Origin of the sequence: Endozoicomonas sp. SCSIO W0465 (genome assembly GCF_023716865.1) — a bacterium.
Classification (GTDB): Bacteria; Pseudomonadota; Gammaproteobacteria; order Pseudomonadales; family Endozoicomonadaceae; genus Endozoicomonas.
Map to the genome: position 1 here is coordinate 6823573 of NZ_CP092417.1, position 22200 is coordinate 6845772.

Annotated in this window: 16 protein-coding genes and 1 pseudogene; 9 read left to right on the forward strand and 8 right to left on the reverse strand. The window is 48.2% G+C overall.

The genetic code is table 11. From position 1 onward, the window contains the following. Positions 1-66: 66 nt before the first annotated feature. From MJO57_RS30865 to MJO57_RS30875, 3 genes and pseudogenes are all read right to left on the reverse strand, one after another. Positions 67-579: pseudogene (locus tag MJO57_RS30865) on the reverse strand (GDP-mannose 4,6-dehydratase); the annotation flags it as partial. 29 nt (positions 580-608) lie between these two features. Continuing rightward, complete coding sequence (locus MJO57_RS30870) at positions 609-1298, reverse strand: hypothetical protein (RefSeq protein WP_252021297.1); 690 nt, start codon at positions 1296-1298, stop codon at positions 609-611. Further along, a complete protein-coding gene (locus MJO57_RS30875) occupies positions 1288-2802 on the reverse strand; it encodes an IS66 family transposase (protein WP_252017330.1) in 1515 nt (504 codons plus the stop codon). The genes MJO57_RS30870 and MJO57_RS30875 overlap by 11 nt, the downstream gene beginning before the upstream one ends. Between MJO57_RS30875 and MJO57_RS30880 the strand changes: the two genes are divergently transcribed. The 4 genes from MJO57_RS30880 (at position 2801) to MJO57_RS30895 (ending at position 8115) form a co-directional block, all read left to right on the forward strand. Further along, a complete protein-coding gene (locus tag MJO57_RS30880; protein WP_252021299.1) occupies positions 2801-3376 on the forward strand; it encodes a helix-turn-helix domain-containing protein in 576 nt (191 codons plus the stop codon). The genes MJO57_RS30875 and MJO57_RS30880 overlap by 2 nt on opposite strands. Before the next feature lie 758 nt (positions 3377-4134). Next, positions 4135-5883, forward strand: coding sequence for an alpha-keto acid decarboxylase family protein (locus MJO57_RS30885; RefSeq protein ID WP_252021300.1), 1749 nt, complete (start codon positions 4135-4137; stop codon positions 5881-5883). Positions 5884-6496: 613 nt separating this feature from the next. Beyond that, a complete protein-coding gene (locus MJO57_RS30890; protein ID WP_252017335.1) occupies positions 6497-7537 on the forward strand; it encodes an IS1595 family transposase in 1041 nt (346 codons plus the stop codon). Between the two features lie 251 nt (positions 7538-7788). Beyond that, complete coding sequence (locus tag MJO57_RS30895) at positions 7789-8115, forward strand: beta-eliminating lyase-related protein (protein ID WP_252021302.1); 327 nt, start codon at positions 7789-7791, stop codon at positions 8113-8115. Here MJO57_RS30895 and MJO57_RS30900 read toward each other — a convergent pair. Then, positions 8075-9115: an IS1595 family transposase gene (locus MJO57_RS30900; RefSeq protein ID WP_252017335.1), complete on the reverse strand. Its 1041-nt coding sequence runs from the start codon at positions 9113-9115 to the stop codon at positions 8075-8077. The two genes, MJO57_RS30895 and MJO57_RS30900, sit on opposite strands and share 41 nt — an antisense overlap. Before the next feature lie 70 nt (positions 9116-9185). On the opposite strand from MJO57_RS30900, the gene MJO57_RS30905 reads away from it, so the two are divergent. From MJO57_RS30905 to MJO57_RS30925, 5 genes are all read left to right on the forward strand, one after another. After that, positions 9186-10277 carry a tryptophanase gene (locus tag MJO57_RS30905; RefSeq protein ID WP_256493399.1) on the forward strand — a complete coding sequence of 364 codons (1092 nt, stop codon included), beginning with the start codon at positions 9186-9188 and terminating at the stop codon, positions 10275-10277. A gap of 176 nt (positions 10278-10453) precedes the next feature. Continuing rightward, positions 10454-11686 carry an aromatic amino acid transport family protein gene (locus MJO57_RS30910; protein ID WP_252021306.1) on the forward strand — a complete coding sequence of 411 codons (1233 nt, stop codon included), beginning with the start codon at positions 10454-10456 and terminating at the stop codon, positions 11684-11686. Between the two features lie 9 nt (positions 11687-11695). Continuing rightward, positions 11696-12610, forward strand: coding sequence for a pyridoxal kinase PdxY (gene pdxY / locus MJO57_RS30915; RefSeq protein ID WP_252021307.1), 915 nt, complete (start codon positions 11696-11698; stop codon positions 12608-12610). A gap of 207 nt (positions 12611-12817) precedes the next feature. Continuing rightward, complete coding sequence (locus tag MJO57_RS30920; RefSeq protein ID WP_252021309.1) at positions 12818-13354, forward strand: hypothetical protein; 537 nt, start codon at positions 12818-12820, stop codon at positions 13352-13354. Continuing rightward, positions 13351-14535, forward strand: a complete 1185-nt coding sequence (locus MJO57_RS30925) for an iron-containing alcohol dehydrogenase (RefSeq protein WP_252021311.1) — start codon at positions 13351-13353, stop codon at positions 14533-14535. The genes MJO57_RS30920 and MJO57_RS30925 overlap by 4 nt, the downstream gene beginning before the upstream one ends. Before the next feature lie 41 nt (positions 14536-14576). On the opposite strand, the gene mukB is transcribed toward MJO57_RS30925, so the two are convergent. The 4 genes from mukB to MJO57_RS30945 all read right to left on the reverse strand — a co-directional run bounded on the left by mukB (position 14577) and on the right by MJO57_RS30945 (position 22185). After that, positions 14577-19013 (reverse strand): chromosome partition protein MukB, encoded by a 4437-nt coding sequence (gene mukB / locus MJO57_RS30930; protein WP_252021313.1) that lies wholly within the window; start codon positions 19011-19013, stop codon positions 14577-14579. Beyond that, on the reverse strand, positions 19010-19786 hold the full coding sequence (locus MJO57_RS30935) for a chromosome partition protein MukE (protein ID WP_252021315.1): 777 nt from the start codon (positions 19784-19786) through the stop codon (positions 19010-19012). Before MJO57_RS30935 ends, mukB begins: the two co-directional genes overlap by 4 nt. After that, entirely contained in the window at positions 19776-21140 is a 1365-nt protein-coding gene (locus MJO57_RS30940; protein ID WP_252021317.1) for a hypothetical protein, read from the reverse strand. Before MJO57_RS30940 ends, MJO57_RS30935 begins: the two co-directional genes overlap by 11 nt. Positions 21141-21687: 547 nt before the next feature. Further along, positions 21688-22185, reverse strand: coding sequence for a dual specificity protein phosphatase family protein (locus tag MJO57_RS30945; protein WP_256492866.1), 498 nt, complete (start codon positions 22183-22185; stop codon positions 21688-21690). Positions 22186-22200: the final 15 nt, after the last annotated feature.

The following is a 22200-nucleotide window of genomic DNA, read 5'->3' on the forward strand; positions in this document are numbered from 1 at the left end:
CAGGAAATATCAAAACGCACGTACAATCTAATTATGATTGCCTGATGCGTTTTTGGACGAGAACTAGTTAACCGTGATCCAGTACGCATACATCTTGGCTACAGCGTAAGGGGAACGAGGGTAGAAAGGTGTGGTTTCTTTTTGAGGAATCTCCTGTACCAAACCATACAGTTCAGAAGTAGATGCCTGATAGAAACGGGTTTTTTTCTCAAGACCTAAAAAGCGAATGGCTTCCAGCAGTCGCAACGTACCCAGTGCGTCCACATCAGCGGTGTATTCCGGCGCCTCAAAAGAGACCGCCACATGGGACTGTGCCGCTAGGTTATACACTTCATCCGGCTGCACTTCGCTGATAATACGGGTCAGGTTGGAGCTGTCGCTCAGATCGCCGTAGTGGAGTTTGAAGTGCTGGTTTTTAGTGTGGGGGTCTTCATAAATATGATCCACACGGTCAGTATTAAATAACGAAGCTCTACGTTTGATGCCATGGACTTCGTAGCCTTTCTTTAAAAGGAATTCGGCAAGGTAGGAACCATCCTGCCCAGTAATACCAGTTATTAAAGCAATTTTATTTGCCATATCTATGATCCAAAAGAAATTAAGAAACTTTAAAGGTCAGGGTAATATTTTTCAAAATTTATAGGTGAAAAATATTTACCATATAAATCTGACATCATTGAAACATTACTATCTGCATCAATGTATGCTTGCTTTGATTTATCATAAAGTTCTTTAGATGAGAATTGAAAGGAAAGAACACAAGAGTCTTTTTTAATATACTGTGTAAATGCAGGTATATCTCTAACTAATACGGGCGTTGAAAAACTACTGCATTGCGCTAATACACCTGATTGCGTTGCAGACTGATGCAATACTAAAACACATAGACTATTAACTATTACATCTTCTATTTCTTGATCTGAAATGCTTTCTTTATTAATTATTATCAGATATTCTATCCAGTTAGAAGGAAGCTCATTTAAATAGCAAGAAATATCAGATGAAGTAATCAAGCACAACTTAGATTCGCCGGGTAGATTAAGATTATTTTTAGCTAGAAAATTAACAAATCCGATAAAATCACTGATACCCTTACCTTTATTAACATGTCCAATATAAGATATATATTTGTACTTTTTATTATTGATACGGCCATTATTAACAAGCAAAAGATGGTTAACAGAACATTTCCTTGAAAAAAATGGGTACTTATTAACAACTACATTATAGGCATATTCTGAAAGAAGGATAATCTTGTCTGAAAAATACGATGTTAAAAAATTGTAACTATTCAGCACTGAGCAAAGGCATATTACAGTAATTCCGAACAGCTCTATGAAGTGATTGATATATGTCCATTCCCTGTTTTCTGGCAGACGACAAATAGCTGCGAATCCGTGCAAACATAGAACCACCGTCTGCACTCCTGAAGCAGCCTGAGATTTTCTGCTTTAACTTGGCCATTCGAACATCCCGCTCACTGCCATTGTTATCGAAGGGAATGGTAAAATCTGACATGAAGCGCAGTGTCTCAGCCTTGAACTCAGTGAGTCGTTTGAAGAGATTGTAAGCTTTAGTATTCTTGACTTTCTTGCGCTTAAGCTCCTCTCGTTGCTTCTCCATATAGACGACTTCTTTCATTAGAGCCCGCTGAAGCAACCGGTCATAAATCTTCTCGATTCGTTCACAGACAACACTTGGCATCTGTAGCATACCTATGGTCTTAAAGCCCTTGCAGTAATGCCAGGAAAGCCTCAGTAGCTTCATCAATCGCAACGCCAGTTGATTGCTGTCCCTATCAACAACACCCAAAAGCTCCCTCAGGTGATGGGCATTGCAAAGTACGTGAGTTGCCGCATATGCAAAATAGGATTTCCAATGATCATGAACCAGAACGCCTGCAAATGTTAGCAGTATGCCCATCGTGTCCATGGCCTCACGACCTCGCTTTTCAGACAAGTAGTAGAGCGTCCATTGTTCATCCCGCATAACGTGTAGCCAGTGCAAAGAGCCCTCGGCCCGCATACCCGTTTCATCGGCTCCGGCAACAGACGATTCCCGCAAGGCGTCACGAATAACCTCTTCAGTAGAAGCCAGATTTTCATAGGTTCTGGCCACAAAATTGGCGACAGTGCCTGCACTTACACTCATTTTATAGAGAGTATTAAAATACTCTGACACGCGCTTAAAAGGCAGGAAATGGTATTGGTTAAGATAGACGGCCATAGCCTGTGTGGCTGAGCCATATTGTGCGGCAGCGGTAACACCTTCCGGGAATTCAGCCTGATTCCGACAACCACAAGTGCAGATTTTTACTTCAGCTCTATGGGCCGTTACTTCAAATTCACCCGGTCTCCCTGGTTCAAACACCTGTCGTTCAATATATTTGACCGGCTCACTATCAAGAAGAGACGCCTGACATTTATTGCATTCTTTAACCGGAAGGTACTCAATATAGTCAGGGATATCGACCTGTTTAAGACAAGTGCCCTGATGCCCTTTCTTTCCACCGGCTTTATTACCAGAAGACTGTCTCAGACTTTTAGGATTGGGTTTTTCATCCGATGGATCGGTACCTTTATCTGCGGAAAGGTCGTCAGAATGATCTGGAGAATTACTGTTTTTACAAGGTTTTTGATAACCATCAGACGATGGCGGCTTGCTGCTGTTTTGACTGTTCTTGCCAACCTTTTCTTCCAATTCTCGACATCGCTCTTCCAGACAGGCAACTCTCATCCGCAGCTCTGCATTCTCTTTCAAGAGAATCTCAGCCGACATAGTTGCGGGTAGTTCTGGAATCATGCTGGCGAATATTGTGGAAAAATGGTGCTTAAGAGGATGGTATAAAAATCAGAAAATTCCAGATTTATGTGGGGGTGCTGAACAGTTACGCCAAGAAAAAACCCGACTCAAACGGAGCGGACACTCCTCGCCGGGTTTTCCTCTAAACACAATGAGCTATTGCTCGGGAAGCAGTATAGCAATGATTTCGTTCGCCTACACAATCGGAGTTTTAAGATTGATTCGGGTAGAAATACAGACCGGTGAACTGGATAACCTGACACCCACCCAACGGTTGCTACTAATCGTCCTGGCCTCCTTCGCCAACAGTGAAGGCGAATGCTGGCCAAGCCAGAAAAAGCTCGGCAAGCTGGTTGGCGTTTCCAGGCCCAGAGTATCCGGTTGCCTGAAAATTCTCGAACAAGAAAAGTTGATCGAAAGTGCATTCCGTCAGAGCGACAATGGCACCCAAACCAAAATCTACCGAATGCTGTTCGAGCCTTTCGTGTTTAAGCGTATCAGAGAAGAAAATTTTAACTGCTTCGGCCAAAGGGTCGACGATCCTCGAATGACCGACACGTCTTGGGCAGAGTAGTAAACATAACCACAGATTTGTGCAGCGTGCAGACTGCGCTGCACAAGCGGGAGTTTTAAAACTAGAAAAATATTCATTCTTAAACTAAAAATGTCGTTAGATAATTTTTTGAAAGCGGAGGTGTTAACTCCTTCCAAAAAGCGTATTCATCCCCTTGGGAATACGTGACCATGGCTCAATCTAACGAATGAGGAAGTCTTCGCCCTCAAAGTCAGAGCGCTGTTAACCTGTGTACTTATTGTGGGATCTGCTATCTGAGTAAGCAGTTAAACATGCGCAACTCTCAATGAAAAACAAACGGGTGTCTAAAATATGTTGCCCTTGGCTATATCAATAAGTTCTTTCCGGAGCAGTTTAATAACCACTATTGCCTGGTTTGTAGAACAGGTTGAGTGGGAGCCCTGACCGGTTGCACAACAGGCATTCCCGGCCGCGTTGACGCAAGTCTGGCCAGAACTGAGGTGTAATTAAACCGTAAATTTTTCCAAAGAGGAGCTTGGCATGGCCTCTGAAGTTGTCGATAAAAGAGCATCCGCGACTCAATCTGATCTACGCATCAATACCGCTATCTCACAGACGTTCAATCACCCTCTGCTTATCTACTGTTAATTCAACAATCCTCACGCCTCACGACTCACGCCAGCCTGACGCCAACGCTGATGTTATACGTTAAGTCCTGAACATTCTTGAAATTCTCTTTACTGGATCATGTGCCAGTGTCAATAGACACAGTGGTACCTGTTGAAAGGTAGTTGATTATGTCTAATGAAATGACAGTCATTCAATACGTGCTCGGTCAAATCAAAGAGCTGGGAGTGACTGATGTTTTTGGAGTTCCGGGTGATTTTGTTTACCCGGTGAATGATGCTGTTATGGATGATGGGCAGTTACGCTGGATAGGGTGCACCAATGAACTCAACGCCAGCTACGCTGCAGACGGATATGCGCGTACCAGGGGAGCCAGTGCTCTGGTGGTGACTTATGGCGCTGGAGAATTGTGTACCTTTGGTGGTCTGGCGGGTGCCCATGCAGAAAACTCTAAAGTGGTCGTACTGACGGGGATGCCGGGTCTCGATGAGCAGGATGGCGTTACCCGTTACCACCATATGGTTGGTGATCCAAAACCTCGCTATGATTTGTTTGTCGATATGATTCGCCCGATGACTGCGGGTGAAAACAGTGCGGTGGTTATGACGCCTGAAAACTGCGTGTATGAAACCAAACGCCTGCTGGCGGCGCTGAGATATTACTCCAAGCCGGTATACATGGCATTTCCACGGGATGTGGCAAACCTTCCTGTAGTGTTTCCAAAAAATGAATCGGACATTCCTCTTACGAATGTTAAAAGCGATCCTGCAACCCTGGAAAAAGTGGTTGCTGAGATACATGCGCGCCTGGCCAATGCCAAACAGAGCGTGGTAATACCCGGTTACACAATACGTCGATATAACTCGGTGGACGCAGCCATCGCATTTATCAATAAATCGGGCCTGCCTTTTGCGGTCACCAACCAGGAAAGGGGGGTGATCTCGATGCAGCATCCAAACTACATTGGTGGTTACGATGGTCGCTGGACCGGCTGGGCAGATCCTGCAGTCACCACTTACGTAGAACAATGTGATTGCATCGTTGCCATGGCCAACGAAATGCATGACTTTAATAATGGCATGAACACCTTGTTCTTCGATCGCAGTGACCTGATCAAAATCAACCCGCATTCGACAACTGTTGGAGACCAGGTCTACAAGAATGTAGAGATGAAGGATGTGCTAACGGCCCTGACTGCGAAAATCTCCAGTAAGCTCGTTGATAAATGCCCGGATTTAGGCCCGAGCAGTGTCGCCATCGGGTCGTCGCCCAGTGGCCAGGCCGGTGATGTGATAGATTACGAGCCGTTTTATGAAAGACTGCAGCAGTTTATAAAAGAAGGCGATATCTTCGTCTCTGATACGGCGATGTGTTCAATGAACTTTTCTGCACGTGCCAGGCTACCGGATAACGTGGAGCTGGAATCCCAACTGTCGTGGGGTGCCATTGGTTGGGGGACGCCCGCCATATTGGGTAACTGCATAGCAGAGCCAAATAAGCGCTGCTGGATTCTTTGTGGAGAGGGCGGTCATCAAATGACAGCCACAGAGCTTGGCACATATGAACGCTATGGGGCGAAGCCGATTTTTATTCTGGTCAATAATGACGGTTATCTGGCCGAAAGAGTCACTAACCGCTATTACGACGAAAAGTACAATGACGTTCCGGCCTGGCACTTCGCTGACGTGCCAATTGCGCAGGGTTGCAAGTGGTACACTAAACGGGTTACCACACTCGGTGAGCTTGATGCGGCCCTGGCAGAGGCAAGTAAGGCCAAGACCGGCGTGTATTTAGAGGTCGTTATCTCACAAGACAAGGTGCCATTGGGTTGCGAATTCCTCTACACCGCCTGTGGTAAGCTCTTTGGGCAAGATGGGCGAACCTGGGGTACCAGAAAGGGCAAGCCCGGTAATAAGTAGTGGTTATTTGTAGTTGTCATTTTTAGAGCTGAGCCGCATCACCTGGACGTCGTGGTGCGGTGATTTGCCCAAAGGCATGTCAACGATCAGTGTTTATGGCGTTTCGATTGACTGATTATCAAACAATCGATCAGGTACTGTTGCCAAACACAAAGAGTGGATTGCCAAGCCTTTCTTTTGGTGTGCGATAGACGTGGGCGGGGTAAAGCGCTGAAGCATTCCATTTTTCCGGGTTAGTAATTCGGGTTGATTATTTGGTTTGAAACAAGTGACCCTATTGTTTGTAGCAATTTGACCCAGTTGTCTCAGGCGAGACAAACAAGGTAAATAAACAGTATCAAAGAACAAGTTGTACAATGCGGCCTGCGTGGATGAACACAACACTGACATAACAGACGTAATTAGTCTGGGCGCGTTCACGGTCAGTCTCCCTTCCTTCTTTTGCGATGATTACATCAGAGCTCTGTTTAATTAGCGTGCTGTGAAATTATTTGATTCATATCAATAAGTAAAAAGTGATGATTAATTAATCATCACGATATAGGAAGGCTAAGTTACCGTTAATGGTTGAATCAGCTAAACTCCCATAAAATCTACGTTGTAGGGGAGTGATATGCAATCTGAACTCTTCCAGAATTTTATTGATTCCATTTCAACATTAACCAGTGAACAGCGAGACATTCTTAACAACTCGCTCCTTAGTACTCAAATAGAGGTTACCGAGGTAGTAGAAACCACTGACTCTGAACCTGTTTACAGTGAATCTATACCCAATAACGATAATGCAACACCTGACGTAGAAAAGAGCATACTTGCCCAATTTGCCGAAAACCCCAGGTGCCCCAAATGCAAAAGCCATAGCGTTGGTCGCTGGGGCATACGAAATGGCCGACAGCGCTACCACTGCAAGACTTGCGACTCAACGTTTAACGCCTTTAGTGGAACGCCTTTGGCAAGGCTCAGGCACCCTGAAAAATGGAACAAGTACCTCGCAGGTATGACTCACTCTATGGTCTTGCGACCAGCTGCTGCTGAGAATGCCATTGACTTGAAAACTGCGTTCCGCTGGCGTCACCGCTTTCTTGAAGTGATTAATAATGATCAAGCAGAAGAGCTTTGTGGCATTACTGAGCTTGATGAAACATTTTTCCGTGAATCCTTCAAAGGGCAAAGAGAAGGCCTTCCACGGCCAACCCGAAAGCGGGGTAATGATCCCAACAAAGCCCGAAAAGTCCCGGTAATGGTGGCTCGGGACCGTAATCGAAATACCGTTGACGGTGTATTAGAAAACGAAAGTGCTAATGAATTGTGCAGGCATTTAAATGGCCGCATATCGATACAGGCCACGGTCTGTGCGGATGCACACCTCGCTCACGAAAAACTTGCTGACAAGCTTGGATTTGTCTTCAAGGAGCTGGTGACATCAGCAGGTCAACATGTTGTTGAAGGCATCTACCACATCCAGACTGTAAATTCTTATCACAGTCATTTAAAACGCTGGATTGGCGGCGTATTCCAAGGGGTTGCAACTCGTTACCTTCCCCATTATCTGGCCTGGAGGCGAGAACTGACGGCAGCAAAAAAATTAACTGTTGGCCGGTTGATCAGCAGAATTACTGAACATTGGTGCTTCCAACCATTAACGGTAACTTAGCCACATAGGAATAAATTTTAATGAGAGTTGCTGAGAAAGGTGTATGTTAATTGATCATTCTGATTATTATTTGACCATGGTTTTTCAAGTTGGCAGAATTAATTTGCCTTAAATCAGTGTTTTAAGATGTTCATTGTTGTTCATCAGGATTATTTGATGTGAGTCAATAATGATAAATCAGGTGTGCTTTACAGTCGGCACCAGAAGACGTGAATGCCTTCTTGTAATTCAACCATCATTGGAATGAAAAAATGCAATATCCTGCTGAGCCGTTCCGTATTAAAGCTGTTGAAGTTGTTTCCATGATTGACAAGGAACAACGTGCCGAAAGAATGAAAGAAGCGGGTTACAACACCTTCCTTTTGAATAGTGAAGATGTTTACATCGACCTGTTGACCGATTCTGGTACCACTGCAATGAGTGATAAGCAGTGGGCAGGCATGATGATTGGTGATGAAGCCTATGCAGGCAGTAAAAACTTCCACCATTTGGAAGCCACGGTTAGAGAGTTGTTTGGTTTTAAACATATCATTCCGGCTAAGTTACCGTTAATGGTTGGAAGCACCAATGTTCAGTAATTCTGCTGATCAACCGGCCAACAGTTAATTTTTTTGCTGCCGTCAGTTCTCGCCTCCAGGCCAGATAATGGGGAAGGTAACGAGTTGCAACCCCTTGGAATACGCCGCCAATCCAGCGTTTTAAATGACTGTGATAAGAATTTACAGTCTGGATGTGGTAGATGCCTTCAACAACATGTTGACCTGCTGATGTCACCAGCTCCTTGAAGACAAATCCAAGCTTGTCAGCAAGTTTTTCGTGAGCGAGGTGTGCATCCGCACAGACCGTGGCCTGTATCGATATGCGGCCATTTAAATGCCTGCACAATTCATTAGCACTTTCGTTTTCTAATACACCGTCAACGGTATTTCGATTACGGTCCCGAGCCACCATTACCGGGACTTTTCGGGCTTTGTTGGGATCATTACCCCGCTTTCGGGTTGGCCGTGGAAGGCCTTCTCTTTGCCCTTTGAAGGATTCACGGAAAAATGTTTCATCAAGCTCAGTAATGCCACAAAGCTCTTCTGCTTGATCATTATTAATCACTTCAAGAAAGCGGTGACGCCAGCGGAACGCAGTTTTCAAGTCAATGGCATTCTCAGCAGCAGCTGGTCGCAAGACCATAGAGTGAGTCATACCTGCGAGGTATTTGTTCCATTTTTCAGGGTGCCTGAGCCTTGCCAAAGGCGTTCCACTAAAGGCGTTAAACGTTGAGTCGCAAGTCTTGCAGTGGTAGCGCTGTCGGCCATTTCGTATGCCCCAGCGACCAACGCTATGGCTTTTGCATTTGGGGCACCTGGGGTTTTCGGCAAATTGGGCAAGTATGCTCTTTTCTACGTCAGGTGTTGCATTATCGTTATTGGGTATAGATTCACTGTAAACAGGTTCAGAGTCAGTGGTTTCTACTACCTCGGTAACCTCTATTTGAGTACTAAGGAGCGAGTTGTTAAGAATGTCTCGCTGTTCACTGGTTAATGTTGAAATGGAATCAATAAAATTCTGGAAGAGTTCAGATTGCATATCACTCCCCTACAACGTAGATTTTATGGGAGTTTAGCTGATTCAACCATTAACGGTAACTTAGCCTATCATTTCAACTCACCAGGGGCGCGGTGCTGAAAACATTTTGTCTCAAATAGCGATTAAAGAAGGCCAATATGTTCTTGGTAACATGTACTTCACTACTACTCGCTATCACCAGGAGAAAAATGGCGCGAAGTTTATCGATATTATTCGTGAAGAAGCGCATAACGCTGCTATCGAAGTTCCATTTAAAGGGGATATCGATGTACAGAAACTGAAAGCAGTGATTGCTGATAAGGGCGCTGAAAACATTGCTTACATCTGCCTGGCAGTAACGGTAAACCTGGCCGGTGGTCAGCCGGTTTCCATGGCAAACATGCGCGCTGTTTCTGAAGTTGCCCGTGAGCACGGCATCAAAGTATTTTACGATGCCACTCGTTGTGTAGAGAACGCTTTCTACATCAAGGAGCAGGAAGAGGGCTACGCAGACAAATCCATTCAGGAAATCGTCCTGGAAACCTTCAGCTATGCCGATGGCTGTACCATGAGCGGTAAGAAAGACTGCCTGGTAAACATTGGTGGCTTCCTGTGTATGAACGATGATGACCTGTTCGAACAGTCTAAAGAGCTGGTTGTCGTATACGAAGGCATGCCTTCATACGGTGGTATGGCCGGTCGTGATATGGAAGCGATGGCTATTGGCCTGCGCGAATCCATTCAGTATGAGTACATTGAGCATCGTGTTAAGCAGGTTCGCTATCTGGGCGAGAAGCTGAAAGAAGCGGGTGTACCAATCGTTATGCCTGTTGGTGGTCATGCGGTATTCCTGGATGCCCGTCGTTTCTGTCCTCATCTGACTCAGGACCAGTTGCCGGCACAGAGCCTTGCGGCCAGTATCTATGTTGAGGCAGGCGTTCGTGCCATGGAGCGCGGTATTGTATCTGCTGGCCGTGATGTCAACACCGGCAAGAACCACTGCCCACAGCTCGAAACGGTGCGTTTGACCATCCCACGCCGCGTATACACCTATGCCCATATGGACGTTGTCGCTGAAGGTATTATTCGTCTCTACAAAAAGCGTGAAGAAATCAAAGGTCTCCAGTTCGTATACGAACCAAAACAGTTGCGTTTCTTCACTGCACGTTTTGAATATATTTAATTATCAATGAATAAAGCCCTCTTTCTGAGGGCTTTTTATTAAGTCAATTCGCTTTTTTAAGTTTAAAAAAATGTGAATTTATCATTCACGTTTTCCATGTCTTATTGCTTACAAAAAAAGTAATTAGCCACGTAGATAAAATTAATGAAACCTTGCGTGTAAAAAAGGATGTACTTATGAAAGAATTGAATGTCATGGACAGGGTCTATGATAGTAGCTCTGGTTCAACTGCTGGAAATGGAAAAGTAATTGGTGGTGGACTGATTATTGCCGGCACATCAATTGGTGCAGGTATGTTATCACTGCCCATTGTATCTGCAGGTTTAGGTTTTACTATTTCAGCATTTATTATTGTTGGTCTTTGGGCATTAATGACATATACCTCATTATTAATGCTGGAAGTTCATCAATTTGCCGATAGCAAGGCAACACTTCATACGTTGGCAAAACAGTTCCTTGGAGAAAAAGGAAAATATATCGCTGCGTTTTCCATGTTTTTCCTTTTTTACGCATTATGTGCCGCGTATATTGCCGGTGGTGGTTCCCAGATTACCGCACGACTTAATTCAGCATTATCGATGGAAGTCCATAATGCCTTTGGCTCAATCATCTTTGCGATTATTGTGGCGGTGGTTGTAGCAATCGGGACTCATTTTCTGGATAAAGTCAATCGGGTACTGTTTATTCTGATGATTGGTTCGATGGTTTTGGTGTTAATGTCACTAATGCCAAACGTTAATGGTGGCTTTCTGGCCAGTATGCCTGTGGAATATGGCCTGGTCTTAACCGCCCTCCCGGTGGTCTTTACCTCTTTCGGCTTCCATGGCAGTATCCCGGCGATTGTTTCTTATCTGGATGGTGATACGAAAAATCTCAAGAAGGCCATGTACATCGGCTCTTGTCTGCCATTGGCCATTTATGTATTGTGGCTGTTGTGCACCCTAGGTGTCGTTAGCCAGGCTGAATTATATGAAAACTCCGGTTTGACCGCACTGATTGCCTCACTATCTGCGACCCTTGACGGTTCAAGCCTGTCCACATTCATTAATCTTTTTGCTGAGCTTGCGCTGATTACTTCCTTCCTGGGTGTCAGCCTGGGGCTGTTTGACTTCATCCGTGATACCACGATTCACAAGTTAAAAGGGAACAAACTCTATGTTGCCATGCTCACGTACTTCCCTCCTTTAGGTTTTGCCCTGTTCTACCCTGAAGGTTTCATTATGGCGTTAGGTTACGCGGCTATTGCTTTGGTGGTGTTGGCAGTATTCCTGCCCGTTGCCATGGTTTATAAATCCAGACAGATCAACAATTCTGGCACGCACTATCAGGTTTTTGGTGGTAATGCCTTGCTGGGACTTGCTGCTCTATCCGGTATCGTCATTATTATTTCACAATTTGTGGCAGGTTAAGGCTTTACTATGCGTGGTGTGATTTCAATTCAAAGTCATGTGGTTTTTGGACATGCCGGAAATAGCTCAGCAGTATTTCCTTTGCAACGTATGGGATTTGAGGTTTTTCCCGTCAATACGGTGCAGTTTTCGAATCACACCCAATATTCACAAGGTTGGAAAGGTCGCGCCTTTCCAGCCACAGATCTCACTGAGATAACCGATGGCCTGGCAACAATCGGCGTCCTCGACCAGTGCGATGCTATCTTAACGGGCTATCAGGGTAACGCGGACCAATGCGATGCGGTGGCAGACATTGTCAACCGAGTGAAAGAGCATAATCCATCAGCCATCTATGTGTGTGATCCGGTGATGGGCGCTCCGGATAAAGGCTGTATTGTCGGGGAAGGCATTGCTCAGAAACTCATTCACTCGTTGATGCCCATGGCCGACGTGATCGTGCCAAACCAGTTTGAGCTTAGCCAGTTTGCAGCTATGGAAATCAACAACGTATCGGATGCCGTACTGGCCTGCAAAAGAGCGTTGAATAAAGGCCCGGGCATTGTTCTGGTCAAGCATTTATACGCTATTGCAGATGATAAGTTCTCCATGATGCTCGCTTTTGATGATCAGGTTTATATGGTTCAAAGGCCTAAGCCTGATTTCGAAAAGCCACTGGTTGGTGTAGGTGACCTGATATCATCCCTGTTCACAGCAGGTTTACTAAAAGGCTGGTCAATAGAAAAAGCGTTCAAACATTGCAATGAAGCCGCTTACGCAGTGGTAAAGGAAACGCAGCGGACCGGAGAGTGGGAGTTGCAGATTATTGCAGCACAAGACGAACTGGTGAATCCTTCAGAGCGATTCGCTCTTTACAAATACATTGATGCAATATCTGACTTTGTCAGAGTTGACGTTGGACCATCATTGAGGGGTATCGCTTAGTATTGATTGCTGACAAACGACAGGGCAGACCAGATATTGTTCAACGCTATGCGTTACTGACTATACTCTGGAGCAGCCTGTCAGGTTGCTCCGGAACCTGCCCTGTTTCCCCTTCCTGTGTAGCCCACCATGCTCTGATTGTGGATAATATCGCTCTGGAATAACAATAATAACTATTGCCCGGCGATTCGCTGGCAGGAGTAACGGGTGCCTCCATCTCTTCCTATTCTCTGGCGTGTAAAGCGTTGGTATGTCCGTTTTATGCTGGCCTTTATTGGTCATGGTCTGGCAATGGCCTGCCGAACTGACCGGTTGATTCAAAAGGAAATCGCCGCATTACCCGATGATTTTACCTTTTCCATGAGAGTCATGCCTCGTGGTCCGGCTTTGTCCATGAAAAAAAGCGAAGGACGAATAAAACTGCGCCGGAAAAACGGTTCGTCCAGGCCTGATGTGGATATTCAATTCAAACACCTTGCCCATGCTTACCACACGCTCTCTTTTCAGGAAGGCACAACCGAAGCCTTTGCCCGGGAGAGAATGGTGGTTGATGGTGACCTCCCCTCTTCCATGAAACTGGTGCGTTGCTTTGAACGATTGGAAGTGATCACCCTTCCCCGGTTTATAGGCCGGAACATCATGCGTCATTACCCGGATATTTCCTTAAAAGAGAAACTGGTGGGTGCATTGAAAATCTACCTGGGCGTGTTGGCCGGTTTTGTTATGGGAGTGTTTGCGAAATGAGCCGTAGCTATTATGAATTCTTTAATCCGGTAAAAATCGTTTCAGGAAACGAAGCCCTGGAGCATATGCCCTATGAACTGGCCAACCTTGGGGTTAAGAAACCTTTAATTATCACCGATGCCGGGGTGCTTGACGCCGGTTTAATGGAGCCGGTCAAGCGGGCTCTGGTGGTCGGTGAGGTTCCGGTGGCGGGTATCTACAGTGATGTCCCGCCCGACTCATCAACCCGTGTCGTCTCGGCCATCACACAGTTTTACCGTGAGGGTGGAGCGGATGGGATTATTGCCGTTGGTGGTGGATCGGTAATTGATACATCAAAGGCTGTAAACATTCTCGTATCGGAAGGAGGTGATGATCTTCTGGCATTCAGTGGTGCCGGCGCCCTGACTAAACGACTAAAGCCGTTATTTATCCTGCCAACCACGGCAGGCACCGGTTCAGAGGTGACCAAAATTGCGGTGATTCGCGATGATGTCAGCGGGCGTAAAGTACCTTATAGCTCTTCATTCCTGATGCCGGATGTGGCGGTTCTCGATCCTCGGATGACGCTGACATTGCCGCCGCATATCACTGCAGCAACGGCCATGGATGCCATGACCCATGCGATTGAGGCGTTTATGGGTACGGCCAAAAATCCACTCAGTGATGCCTATGCCGTTGCCGCTATCAAAGGCATACGGGAAAACCTGCTTCGGGTGCTGGCTATGCCTGATCGCCAGGATCTGCGATTGAAGCTGGCCGAGTCAGCCACCATGGCGGGCATTGCCTTTTCCAACTCCATGGTTGGGCTGGTGCATGCCATTGGACACTCACTGGGGGCGATCACCCAACTTCCCCACGGCGTCTGCATGAGTCTGATGCTGCCTTATGTTCTGGAATACAACCTTCCCGGGTGTAAACAAGCGATTGGTGAACTGCTGCTTCCCCTGGCCGGTGCCGATTTTTACAGCAAAATACCTGAACAGCGACGGGCGGCTGAAACCATCATCTATATTCGTGCCATGCGGGATGAACTCTTTGAGCAAACAGAACTGCCAAGAACATTGTCAGAAAGTGGCAAGGTTCTGGAGTCGCAACTGGAAGACATTGCCCGTATGAGTGTTGACGATGGAGCACTGCTCTATAACCGGGTTGATGCCAGCTATGAGCAGGTGCTGGGTCTTTTGAAGTCAGCCTGGTAACCCGTTTAAGGCAATAGGTACTGCATCCTCCGGGCAAAATGTCACGATTCAGCTACCTCAGGCAGCCTGCCTTTTACGCCAGAGAAAATAACATGCTCGTAAGGTTCCATCAGGCGTACCATCCGATAGGTAATGCCATTTTTGGGCAGCACATTATCCGGCGCACCAACCAGCAGTTGCAGGGATTGATGGTCACAGAGTTCTTCCAGGGTGGCCAGTGCCCTGGCATCAAGCCGTGCCGCTTCATCCAGGAATAACAGACGACTGGCGGCGTGTCCTTTGCCATCGCGGTTATTGGTAGCGACTTCCCATGAATGCAGCACCATAGTGAGAATGGCAAGACCGGTGCCAATGGCTTCTCCGGTAGAAAGATTGGTCGGGTTGGCCGGTTCATACTGACTGCTGCCAGCCCGCTGAATCAGAATATTCAGGCGAATGTACTCACGATAATCCAGCAGTTTATCACCAACAATGGTACCCCCGGTTTCCTTCTTAAAGAGGTATTCCAGCGCCGCCTCCACCGTGATATCGGGTTTACGGAACAGGTCTGCGTAAAATTCCTGCTGCAGGGCATCCAGTATTTTCTGGAAACTGTCGATCACTTCCAGCTCAATTTTGATCGCCCGAATGGTGCCAAAATGCACACTGGAGAGGGCAGCATTCAGCTGATGAATCTGTTTGCGCTCTTTGTTGATCTTGCGCTGAATGTTCTGCCCGAGGCTGTCCGATTCGGCGAGGAAGCGCTTCTCAGCATCTTTTAACAGGGTTTCCAGACGAGTCAGCCGCTCTTCCAGCAACTCCAGGTTTTGCCTTGGGTCATCCGATTGATACAACGTTTTATCCATGCGCTGGGCAAGATACGTTTGTGAATCAATAAAGCATTGGAACAGTGCTGGCAAATCCGTGCTGCTGCCTTTCTCTATTTGTTGATAAAGACTGTCCTGGCCATTTTTCTGTTCATTCTTCTGTTCATTCTCGAGAGCCTTTGCCAATGCGACCCTTGCCGTCGCCAAACCGTCACGTAAAGTGTCACTGTCCTGATTCAGCAGGTGATGAATATGCAGCCGATGTCGTAAACCGGACTGTTCTGCCTGTTGCACAATCCGTTCATGGCTGGTGGTGGCGTGTTGCGCTTTTGGTGCCAGCTGATGAATATCCGCTATGGTATCACTGAGTCGCTCCTCGACTTTTTCCCGTTCTGCTGCAACAGTACTTTGTGCGATGTTTTGCTGTTTGATTTCCTGAATAAGTTCAGACTTTTCTGCCTTGATGCGGGTTAACTGTGCAGCACACTCTTCCTTCAGACCCACTTTCCAGGTCAGGGGGATATCAGATATTTGTCGTTTGAGCTCTGATTGCTGATGACTATTTTGACTCAGGAGAGCATTGATAGAGTGGATGCTTTTCTCAAGTGAGTGGCACTGATCACGAAGTTGTGTCGCATACTGGTTTTGCTGTTGTTCCTGCTGTTGCTTAGTCTCGTACTCATTCCTGAGTTGATTTTGCAGATTCTCTTTTTCTTCCTGCCGTGCGACAGACTCTGCAAAGCGCAGATTAGGGGCTTTGTCCATGGCCGACGTCAGAAGGTCTTTCTGCTGGTGATAATGGCTTAACTGCTGCTTCAGCTGTTCCAGTTCTGCTCGCAGGGCATCCAGATTCTCTACCGGTGGCTGCTGAATATAGAAGCGATGCTCACTGAGCTGCCGAATCGTCTGCTGATGTTTGTCCACCCAGGCTTTAGCGTCAGTGGCACTTTGCAGTTGCTCAAGGAGCGCCTCTAATGATTGACGATTGGGGTCGTCATTCAATAGCCAGGCACTGGTTTGCCACTGTTCAAGACAACGAACAACGCTATTCAGACTGGTTTTCTGATGTTCGGCACCGGCCAGATCAACCGTCAGTGATTCTACCCGGGCTTCCAGCTGCTCCAGTTGCCCGGTAAGCTCATTAACCGGCGGTTCCTGAACGCCAAGCCACTGGCTTTTGGCGGACAGCTGATCGAGAAGTTGCTGGCATTTCTCCAACTGTCGTTTGCCAATGGCCAGTTCCTGCAGCTGATCCAGCAGCTGTTCTTCCTGCTGCCGCAGTCTTTCCTGCTCTTTCTCCCGGGCCAGTCGGCCAATGGTCGGGAACTCAGGTTCCCGGCTTAAACGGGCAACATTGCTGGCGATTTCTACCAGGACACTGCCGTCTTCTTTCTGCTCAAGGGGGGTATGGAGATACTCTTCTTCCGAAAAAGACGCTCCCGGTGTGCCACCCAGAAGCCAGACGTGATCCGGGCGATCACTTTCTTCGCGGATAATAGCGGCAGCTTTGCTGATGTCCCGAACCTGGATGGCGTGGCGTAACGGGCCAAACTTGGCCTCCAGCCAGGCCGCCTCTTCCAGGGAGATATCATCGTTATCAAAATAGTCACTGATCACCACTCCGCCGGTCATCTCCGCCAGCTTTTGCAGTTGTTGCAGCTCTTTTGATGCCTTGATTTCCAGCTGGGCCATGCGGGAGCGCAGCTCTTCCAGATGCTTGCCAAGCTGCACATTGGCCTGCAGGTTTTCCTGCTGTTCCTGGCTGATTTGCTGGCGCAGGGTGATAAAGTCATTGTGGCTATCCATCAGGGCAGCCGGGCGGATGGCTTGAATCTCCTGACCCAGTCTGCGGGCATCCAGCCAGTGAATATTATCCTGACGGGCCTGGGTAAGGCTGCCCTGGATTTGTACCATTGTCTGTCTGGATTGCTGGATTTGTCCGCCAAGGGTATCTATTTTCCGTTGCTGGAATTGTTGCTCATGAGTGGCGGTGTTCAGGCTGGTGTTCCAGCTGGCTTCATCCTGAATCCTGCTGCGCCATTCTTCGGGAAGCATCGCAACGGCCTGTTGCAGCTTCTTCAGTTGCTCTTCTTCTTTCTGGCGCTGTTGCTGCTGTCTGATCAATACCGGTATCTGTGCAGCCAGTGTTGTTTGTTGTTCATGGTGATGTCGCCAGTGGTCGCTGCGGCTGGCTGCCTGTTTCAGGTCAATATCGGTATCACCAAAGGTCGCCAGCAGAGACAGGGTTGCCTCGAAATGCCCGCGAATGGTTTCCGCCTCATCCAGTAGTGGCTTCTGGCTGTAATAGCGGCTGGAAACGTCATTTTCAGCCTGCAGCAACGTTCCCATTAACGGGGTGAGTGCGTCTGCTGCCAGATCTGGCTGGTTAAAGCTGTCACGCACTTCATTCAACGCCCTGAGGGCGGCAAGGTATAATCCGGCTTTTCGGGCTTCTTCAGAATAGGCCTGCTCGACACTGGTCAGCTGTTTTACCAGTTGTGCAATATCATCCTGCAGGCGCTTAAGCTCAGCGGACTCTTCTTCATACTGGCTTTCCAGTAATGTGTTCTGTTCGCTCAGCTCTTCCAGCTGTTGGTTATGGTTGCTCTGCTCATTTTCCAGTCTTTGCAGATCGGTATGCAGTCGTTCAAGGTTTTTGGCATGATCCAGATGCTCGTCAGCGTCTTCTTCACGGATTGCCAGTTCACTGTCCAGGGTATCCAGGGTCAGCAGTCGTGCTTCAATGGCTGACAGCTGTTGTTTTTTGGTTTCCAGCTCCAGTTGTGCCTGATGCTCTTGCTGGCGTTTATCTTTCAGCTCAGCCTGAAGTTTGGCTTGTTGTTTTTCTGACCATGCCAGAACATGTTCGCCAAGGGCATAGCTGGACTCCAGAATCTCCCGAATGACCTTCCGGTCACTGCGGGTGCTTTCTATCTGGCGACGGGTTCGCTGGGTCTGTTGCAAGGCACTCTGCATGGAGCCAATGGATTGGCGTACCTGATCATCCGCTGGCAGCAGATAATCCCTCAGTCCTTTTTGCAGCTCTGACGACAAGCCGCCGTAGAGGCTGGTTTCCAGCATGCGGTAATAACGCTGGCGATCCTGGCTGTTTTCCATTCGGCGGGGAATAATCCGCTGCTCGAACTGCCAGTTCATATACTGGGCGGTGGTGTTGAAGCTTTGCAGTTCACCGCCCATCATGGTGATCTGATTTCTCAGGGCTTTGCCATCCAGAGGTTCGTATAAGCCATTTTCGCCGGGTACCGGCCTCATCACCAGATCACGCACCGGAACATCATCATCGACACCGGTAATGGCAAACAGTTTCAGCTCGACTTTTGGCTGGCTCAGGCGACGAATCTGGACACCCGCTATTGCCCGCCTGCCGTCGTAAAGTTCGTAATCCACCAGGCTGTAACAGGTACCGGCACTGATGCGTCCCCAGATTCCATTATCACTGCGATCCTGTCCGCTGTCGGAGTTGTTACGCAGGCGAACCAGACGATTGTCGGGTACCCGGTTAATCAGCAAGACACCCATAATGGTGGTTTTACCGGCACCGTTATGGCCGATGAGGTTGCTCATTAATGGGTGCATATCCAGAGTCTTGAAGAAGACACCCCGGAAGTTAACCAGGGTCAGGCTGCGGATCTGGGTTCTTTTCTGGCTCATGCTTCCTGCTCTTGTTCAAGGGCCTGTTCAGATATAATGGTGTCGTCTTCACCGTGACGCTTTTCTTGTGTTGCGTTTTCCGGATTATCTTCCGGATCAGAAGTTCCCTGCATCACAGGTTCTTCATCGTCATTCAGGCTGATATAACCGTCACGAACCAGCTGCTCCATGGCTGCCCTGGCGGCTTCTGGTGACGAAGCCGTTGAGCGGACAGGATCAATAAATCGCAGCAACGGAGCCTGGGTCTGCAGACGGCCGGCCTGGTTGCCTTCCAGCCTTACCATGCCCAGCCTGGCGAGTTGTCGGATGGCCTTACGCAGGGTTTCCATGGCTTTTTCACGGTCTGCCTGGGTCTCGATTTTTTTTCGTTCCAGCAGTTGGCAAAGGTATTCACTGTCCAGCAGCAGTCGCAGCCGCTCGTAGATTGCATCGGCGGATATCCAGCCACTGCCTTCCAGTTGCTCGGGGTCGAGATGGAACATGGCCAGCACCTGACCAACGACCATGGTCAGTTCATCCAGTTTTCTGGCACGAATCAGGCTTTTACCGGCAGTGCCGGGGCGGAGGTAGTAATACGCTTCCGGTGCCTGAACAAGGTCAATACCATAGCGGAGGTAGTGTTCGACCAGCAGGGAAAAACCGTCCTGGATAATATTGAAAATCCGGTGGTGGCGGGCGTCGATATGTTCACCCCGACGCAGCCGGGTATCCAGTTCCGGGAAGCATTCATCATTGATCAGATCGGCGATCTGCTGGTAGGGGTTATCGGTCAACAATCGGTTTCTCTCTTTCCAGGCGGAGTGTGTTAGGGGTCAGACTCAGGCGTTCCACGTAAAACTCGGGAGCGATGGCCGGGAGAACCGCATGCCACTGATGATCTGCAATGTTCTGCCGGTTTTGCTGGTGGCCCATTTCAGTCAGGGCGCTGAACAGCCAGCCTGCGACCATGTTCAGTTTTTCCATAGGCCACTGGCTGGCCAGCTGTTCCAGTGCCTGTTCGTAGGATGGCAGTATTTTGGACTGTTGCTGCTGCCTGGCCAGCCATTCCTTAACCTGCTGCTTCAGGGCATCAAAGTCTTCGATGGCCGTCAGCTCACCTTCATCATGGATTATCCGTGCCAGATTTTCTTTCGGCCGTGGTGGTTCAATATCCCTCAATCGCGCCAGCGGTTCTTCATTGGCGTAGCGCAGATACCACGGCAATGCCTGATAACTTCGGATGCCTTCCCGCACCCGCTCCATCAACGCCTTGCGCTCATCCATGGTGACAAACTGACGCAGGTATTGATGAACCCGGTGGTGGAAACCTTCCCAGTGGTTCATGCGTTCGCTACTCCAGTGCTCGATACGGTCAAGATGTTGCTCCAGCCGGATAACACTGTTGATGGCATCGTGTCGACTGGCCTGTTCGCAATAGCGGGAAATGGCGTCCAGCAGTGAGCGAAGTTCGTGGCACGAGGCCAATAGCAGTTGCTGTAAATCCTGAAGATGATTCTGGGTGCTGGTCAGCAACTGTTCGCACTGGCTGATGCTGTTTTGCCAGTCCTGCTTCAGCAGTTCCACCACTTCTTTGCGGGTGTTGATGGCTTCCTGGTCCAGCTGACGCTGACGATGGTCAATGGAGGTGACCAGCTGGTTGACGGTAATGTTCAGTGGCGCTTCTACCTGAAGCTTCCAGAACGGTTCGTTGCCCCCCTGTTCCGCGGAATCCCTGATCTCTCTGAGGTGCGTGGCAACCGTCATAAACAGAGTACTCAGTGCTTCTTTTGACGCTTCCATACCGACACACACGGAATCGACGATCTGTTCGGACAGCGGTGTGATCAGATAAGCGTGATGTCGATGCCCACCGCCTTCCAGACAGATCAAAAGGTGCTGCTGAAGGAGGCGACGGATCACTTCGTTACAGCGTTTTGAAGAATCCTCACTGCTATCGTCCAGTCGTGCTTTTTCCACGTTTTGGAATACCACATGCAGCTCTTCCTCACTGAATTCCGGTTGTGATTCCGTTTCTTTCCAATAGCGCAGTGCTGCCAGGTAGGCGAGATCGGCAGGTTGCAGTTTAAGGCTGATACCCTGAGTCAGGATGGTGCTGATCAGTGACGGGATGTTTTTTGATGCTGGCAATCACTACTCCATCAATCATAAGGTGCTGTACTAGTGCAGAAAGCGCTAATACCCATACAGCCAGACCCCTCGTTCCCATGCTCTGCGTGGGAATGCATGCCGGAGCCTGCCAGATACAAAACAATCTATTTATGCCCGGTATGCATTCCCACGGGGGAGAGGGTGTTGCGAAACCCTCCGGACCCCTCGTTCCCACGCTCCGCGTGGGAATGCATACCGATCCCACCACAAATACCATACTCGCATGGAGCCCCCGAAAACCCTACCAGGCAGTGGCTCTTTCTCATGCTGCCAGAGCCGTATGCATTCCCACGCGGAGCGTGGGAACGAGGTGCTTGTGTATGCATAACAACGCTTGGCTGCACTAGGGAGCGCGGGGTGAAACCCTGTAATAGTTCAGAATTTAAGCCAGATTTATTATGAAAAAAACTGGTAATAGCGTAAAGCAATAAACTGATTAAGCTTTGATGTCGGTCGGTTCATAAGCGAGCCGACCTGCGCGGAGAGACTTTATTTACGGGCTTTGCAACAGCTTCCCTATCTCAGTTCAGCGAACATAGCGCTTCTGCAAATACTCAAGATGTACGGGCAAGGTTAAGGCGTTTGGTCGAATAGATTGAACCAGTGTTTTTACATCGTCCCATTTCATACCACTTTCCAGTAGAAGTGCTGCTGCCATCAACCCTGTACGTCCAGAGCCGCCTTTACAATGAATAGCGATCGTCGTCTTTTTTTCAATCAGGGCGAGCAGGGAGTCTTTGGCCTGTTTAAACGCAATTTCAAAGATTTCTTCCGGTGCACAGTCGTCTTCTACCGGGAGTTGAAACCACTGCATTCCAGCATGTTCAGCCTCCTGGCCAAGACTGGCAACCTCAAGAAGGGTGATTTCGGTATTTGGCAGCATAGTGACAACAGCGTCAGCCCCGGCCTTTTTCAGTGTACTCAGCGAATCAGAAAGATTTTCCGCTTTTGTACCCGGGCACGGTGTAATAATAAAGGTTGAACCATTGGGCAACGGCAGAATATCAAAAGGATGATGGGACATGTGAATGCTCTATAT

Excerpts from the sequence above, each read along its gene's own strand:
- MJO57_RS30880 (WP_252021299.1), top strand. The coding sequence starts at position 2,801 with ATGCTGGCGAATATTGTGGAAAAATGGTGCTTAAGAGGATGGTATAAA.
- MJO57_RS30875 (WP_252017330.1), bottom strand. The coding sequence starts at position 2,802 with ATGATTCCAGAACTACCCGCAACTATGTCGGCTGAGATTCTCTTGAAA.
- MJO57_RS30885 (WP_252021300.1), top strand. The coding sequence starts at position 4,135 with ATGTCTAATGAAATGACAGTCATTCAATACGTGCTCGGTCAAATCAAA.
- MJO57_RS30890 (WP_252017335.1), top strand. The coding sequence starts at position 6,497 with ATGCAATCTGAACTCTTCCAGAATTTTATTGATTCCATTTCAACATTA.
- MJO57_RS30895 (WP_252021302.1), top strand. The coding sequence starts at position 7,789 with ATGCAATATCCTGCTGAGCCGTTCCGTATTAAAGCTGTTGAAGTTGTT.
- MJO57_RS30900 (WP_252017335.1), bottom strand. The coding sequence starts at position 9,115 with ATGCAATCTGAACTCTTCCAGAATTTTATTGATTCCATTTCAACATTA.
- MJO57_RS30910 (WP_252021306.1), top strand. The coding sequence starts at position 10,454 with ATGAAAGAATTGAATGTCATGGACAGGGTCTATGATAGTAGCTCTGGT.
- pdxY (WP_252021307.1), top strand. The coding sequence starts at position 11,696 with ATGCGTGGTGTGATTTCAATTCAAAGTCATGTGGTTTTTGGACATGCC.
- MJO57_RS30925 (WP_252021311.1), top strand. The coding sequence starts at position 13,351 with ATGAGCCGTAGCTATTATGAATTCTTTAATCCGGTAAAAATCGTTTCA.
- mukB (WP_252021313.1), bottom strand. The coding sequence starts at position 19,013 with ATGAGCCAGAAAAGAACCCAGATCCGCAGCCTGACCCTGGTTAACTTC.
- MJO57_RS30945 (WP_256492866.1), bottom strand. The coding sequence starts at position 22,185 with ATGTCCCATCATCCTTTTGATATTCTGCCGTTGCCCAATGGTTCAACC.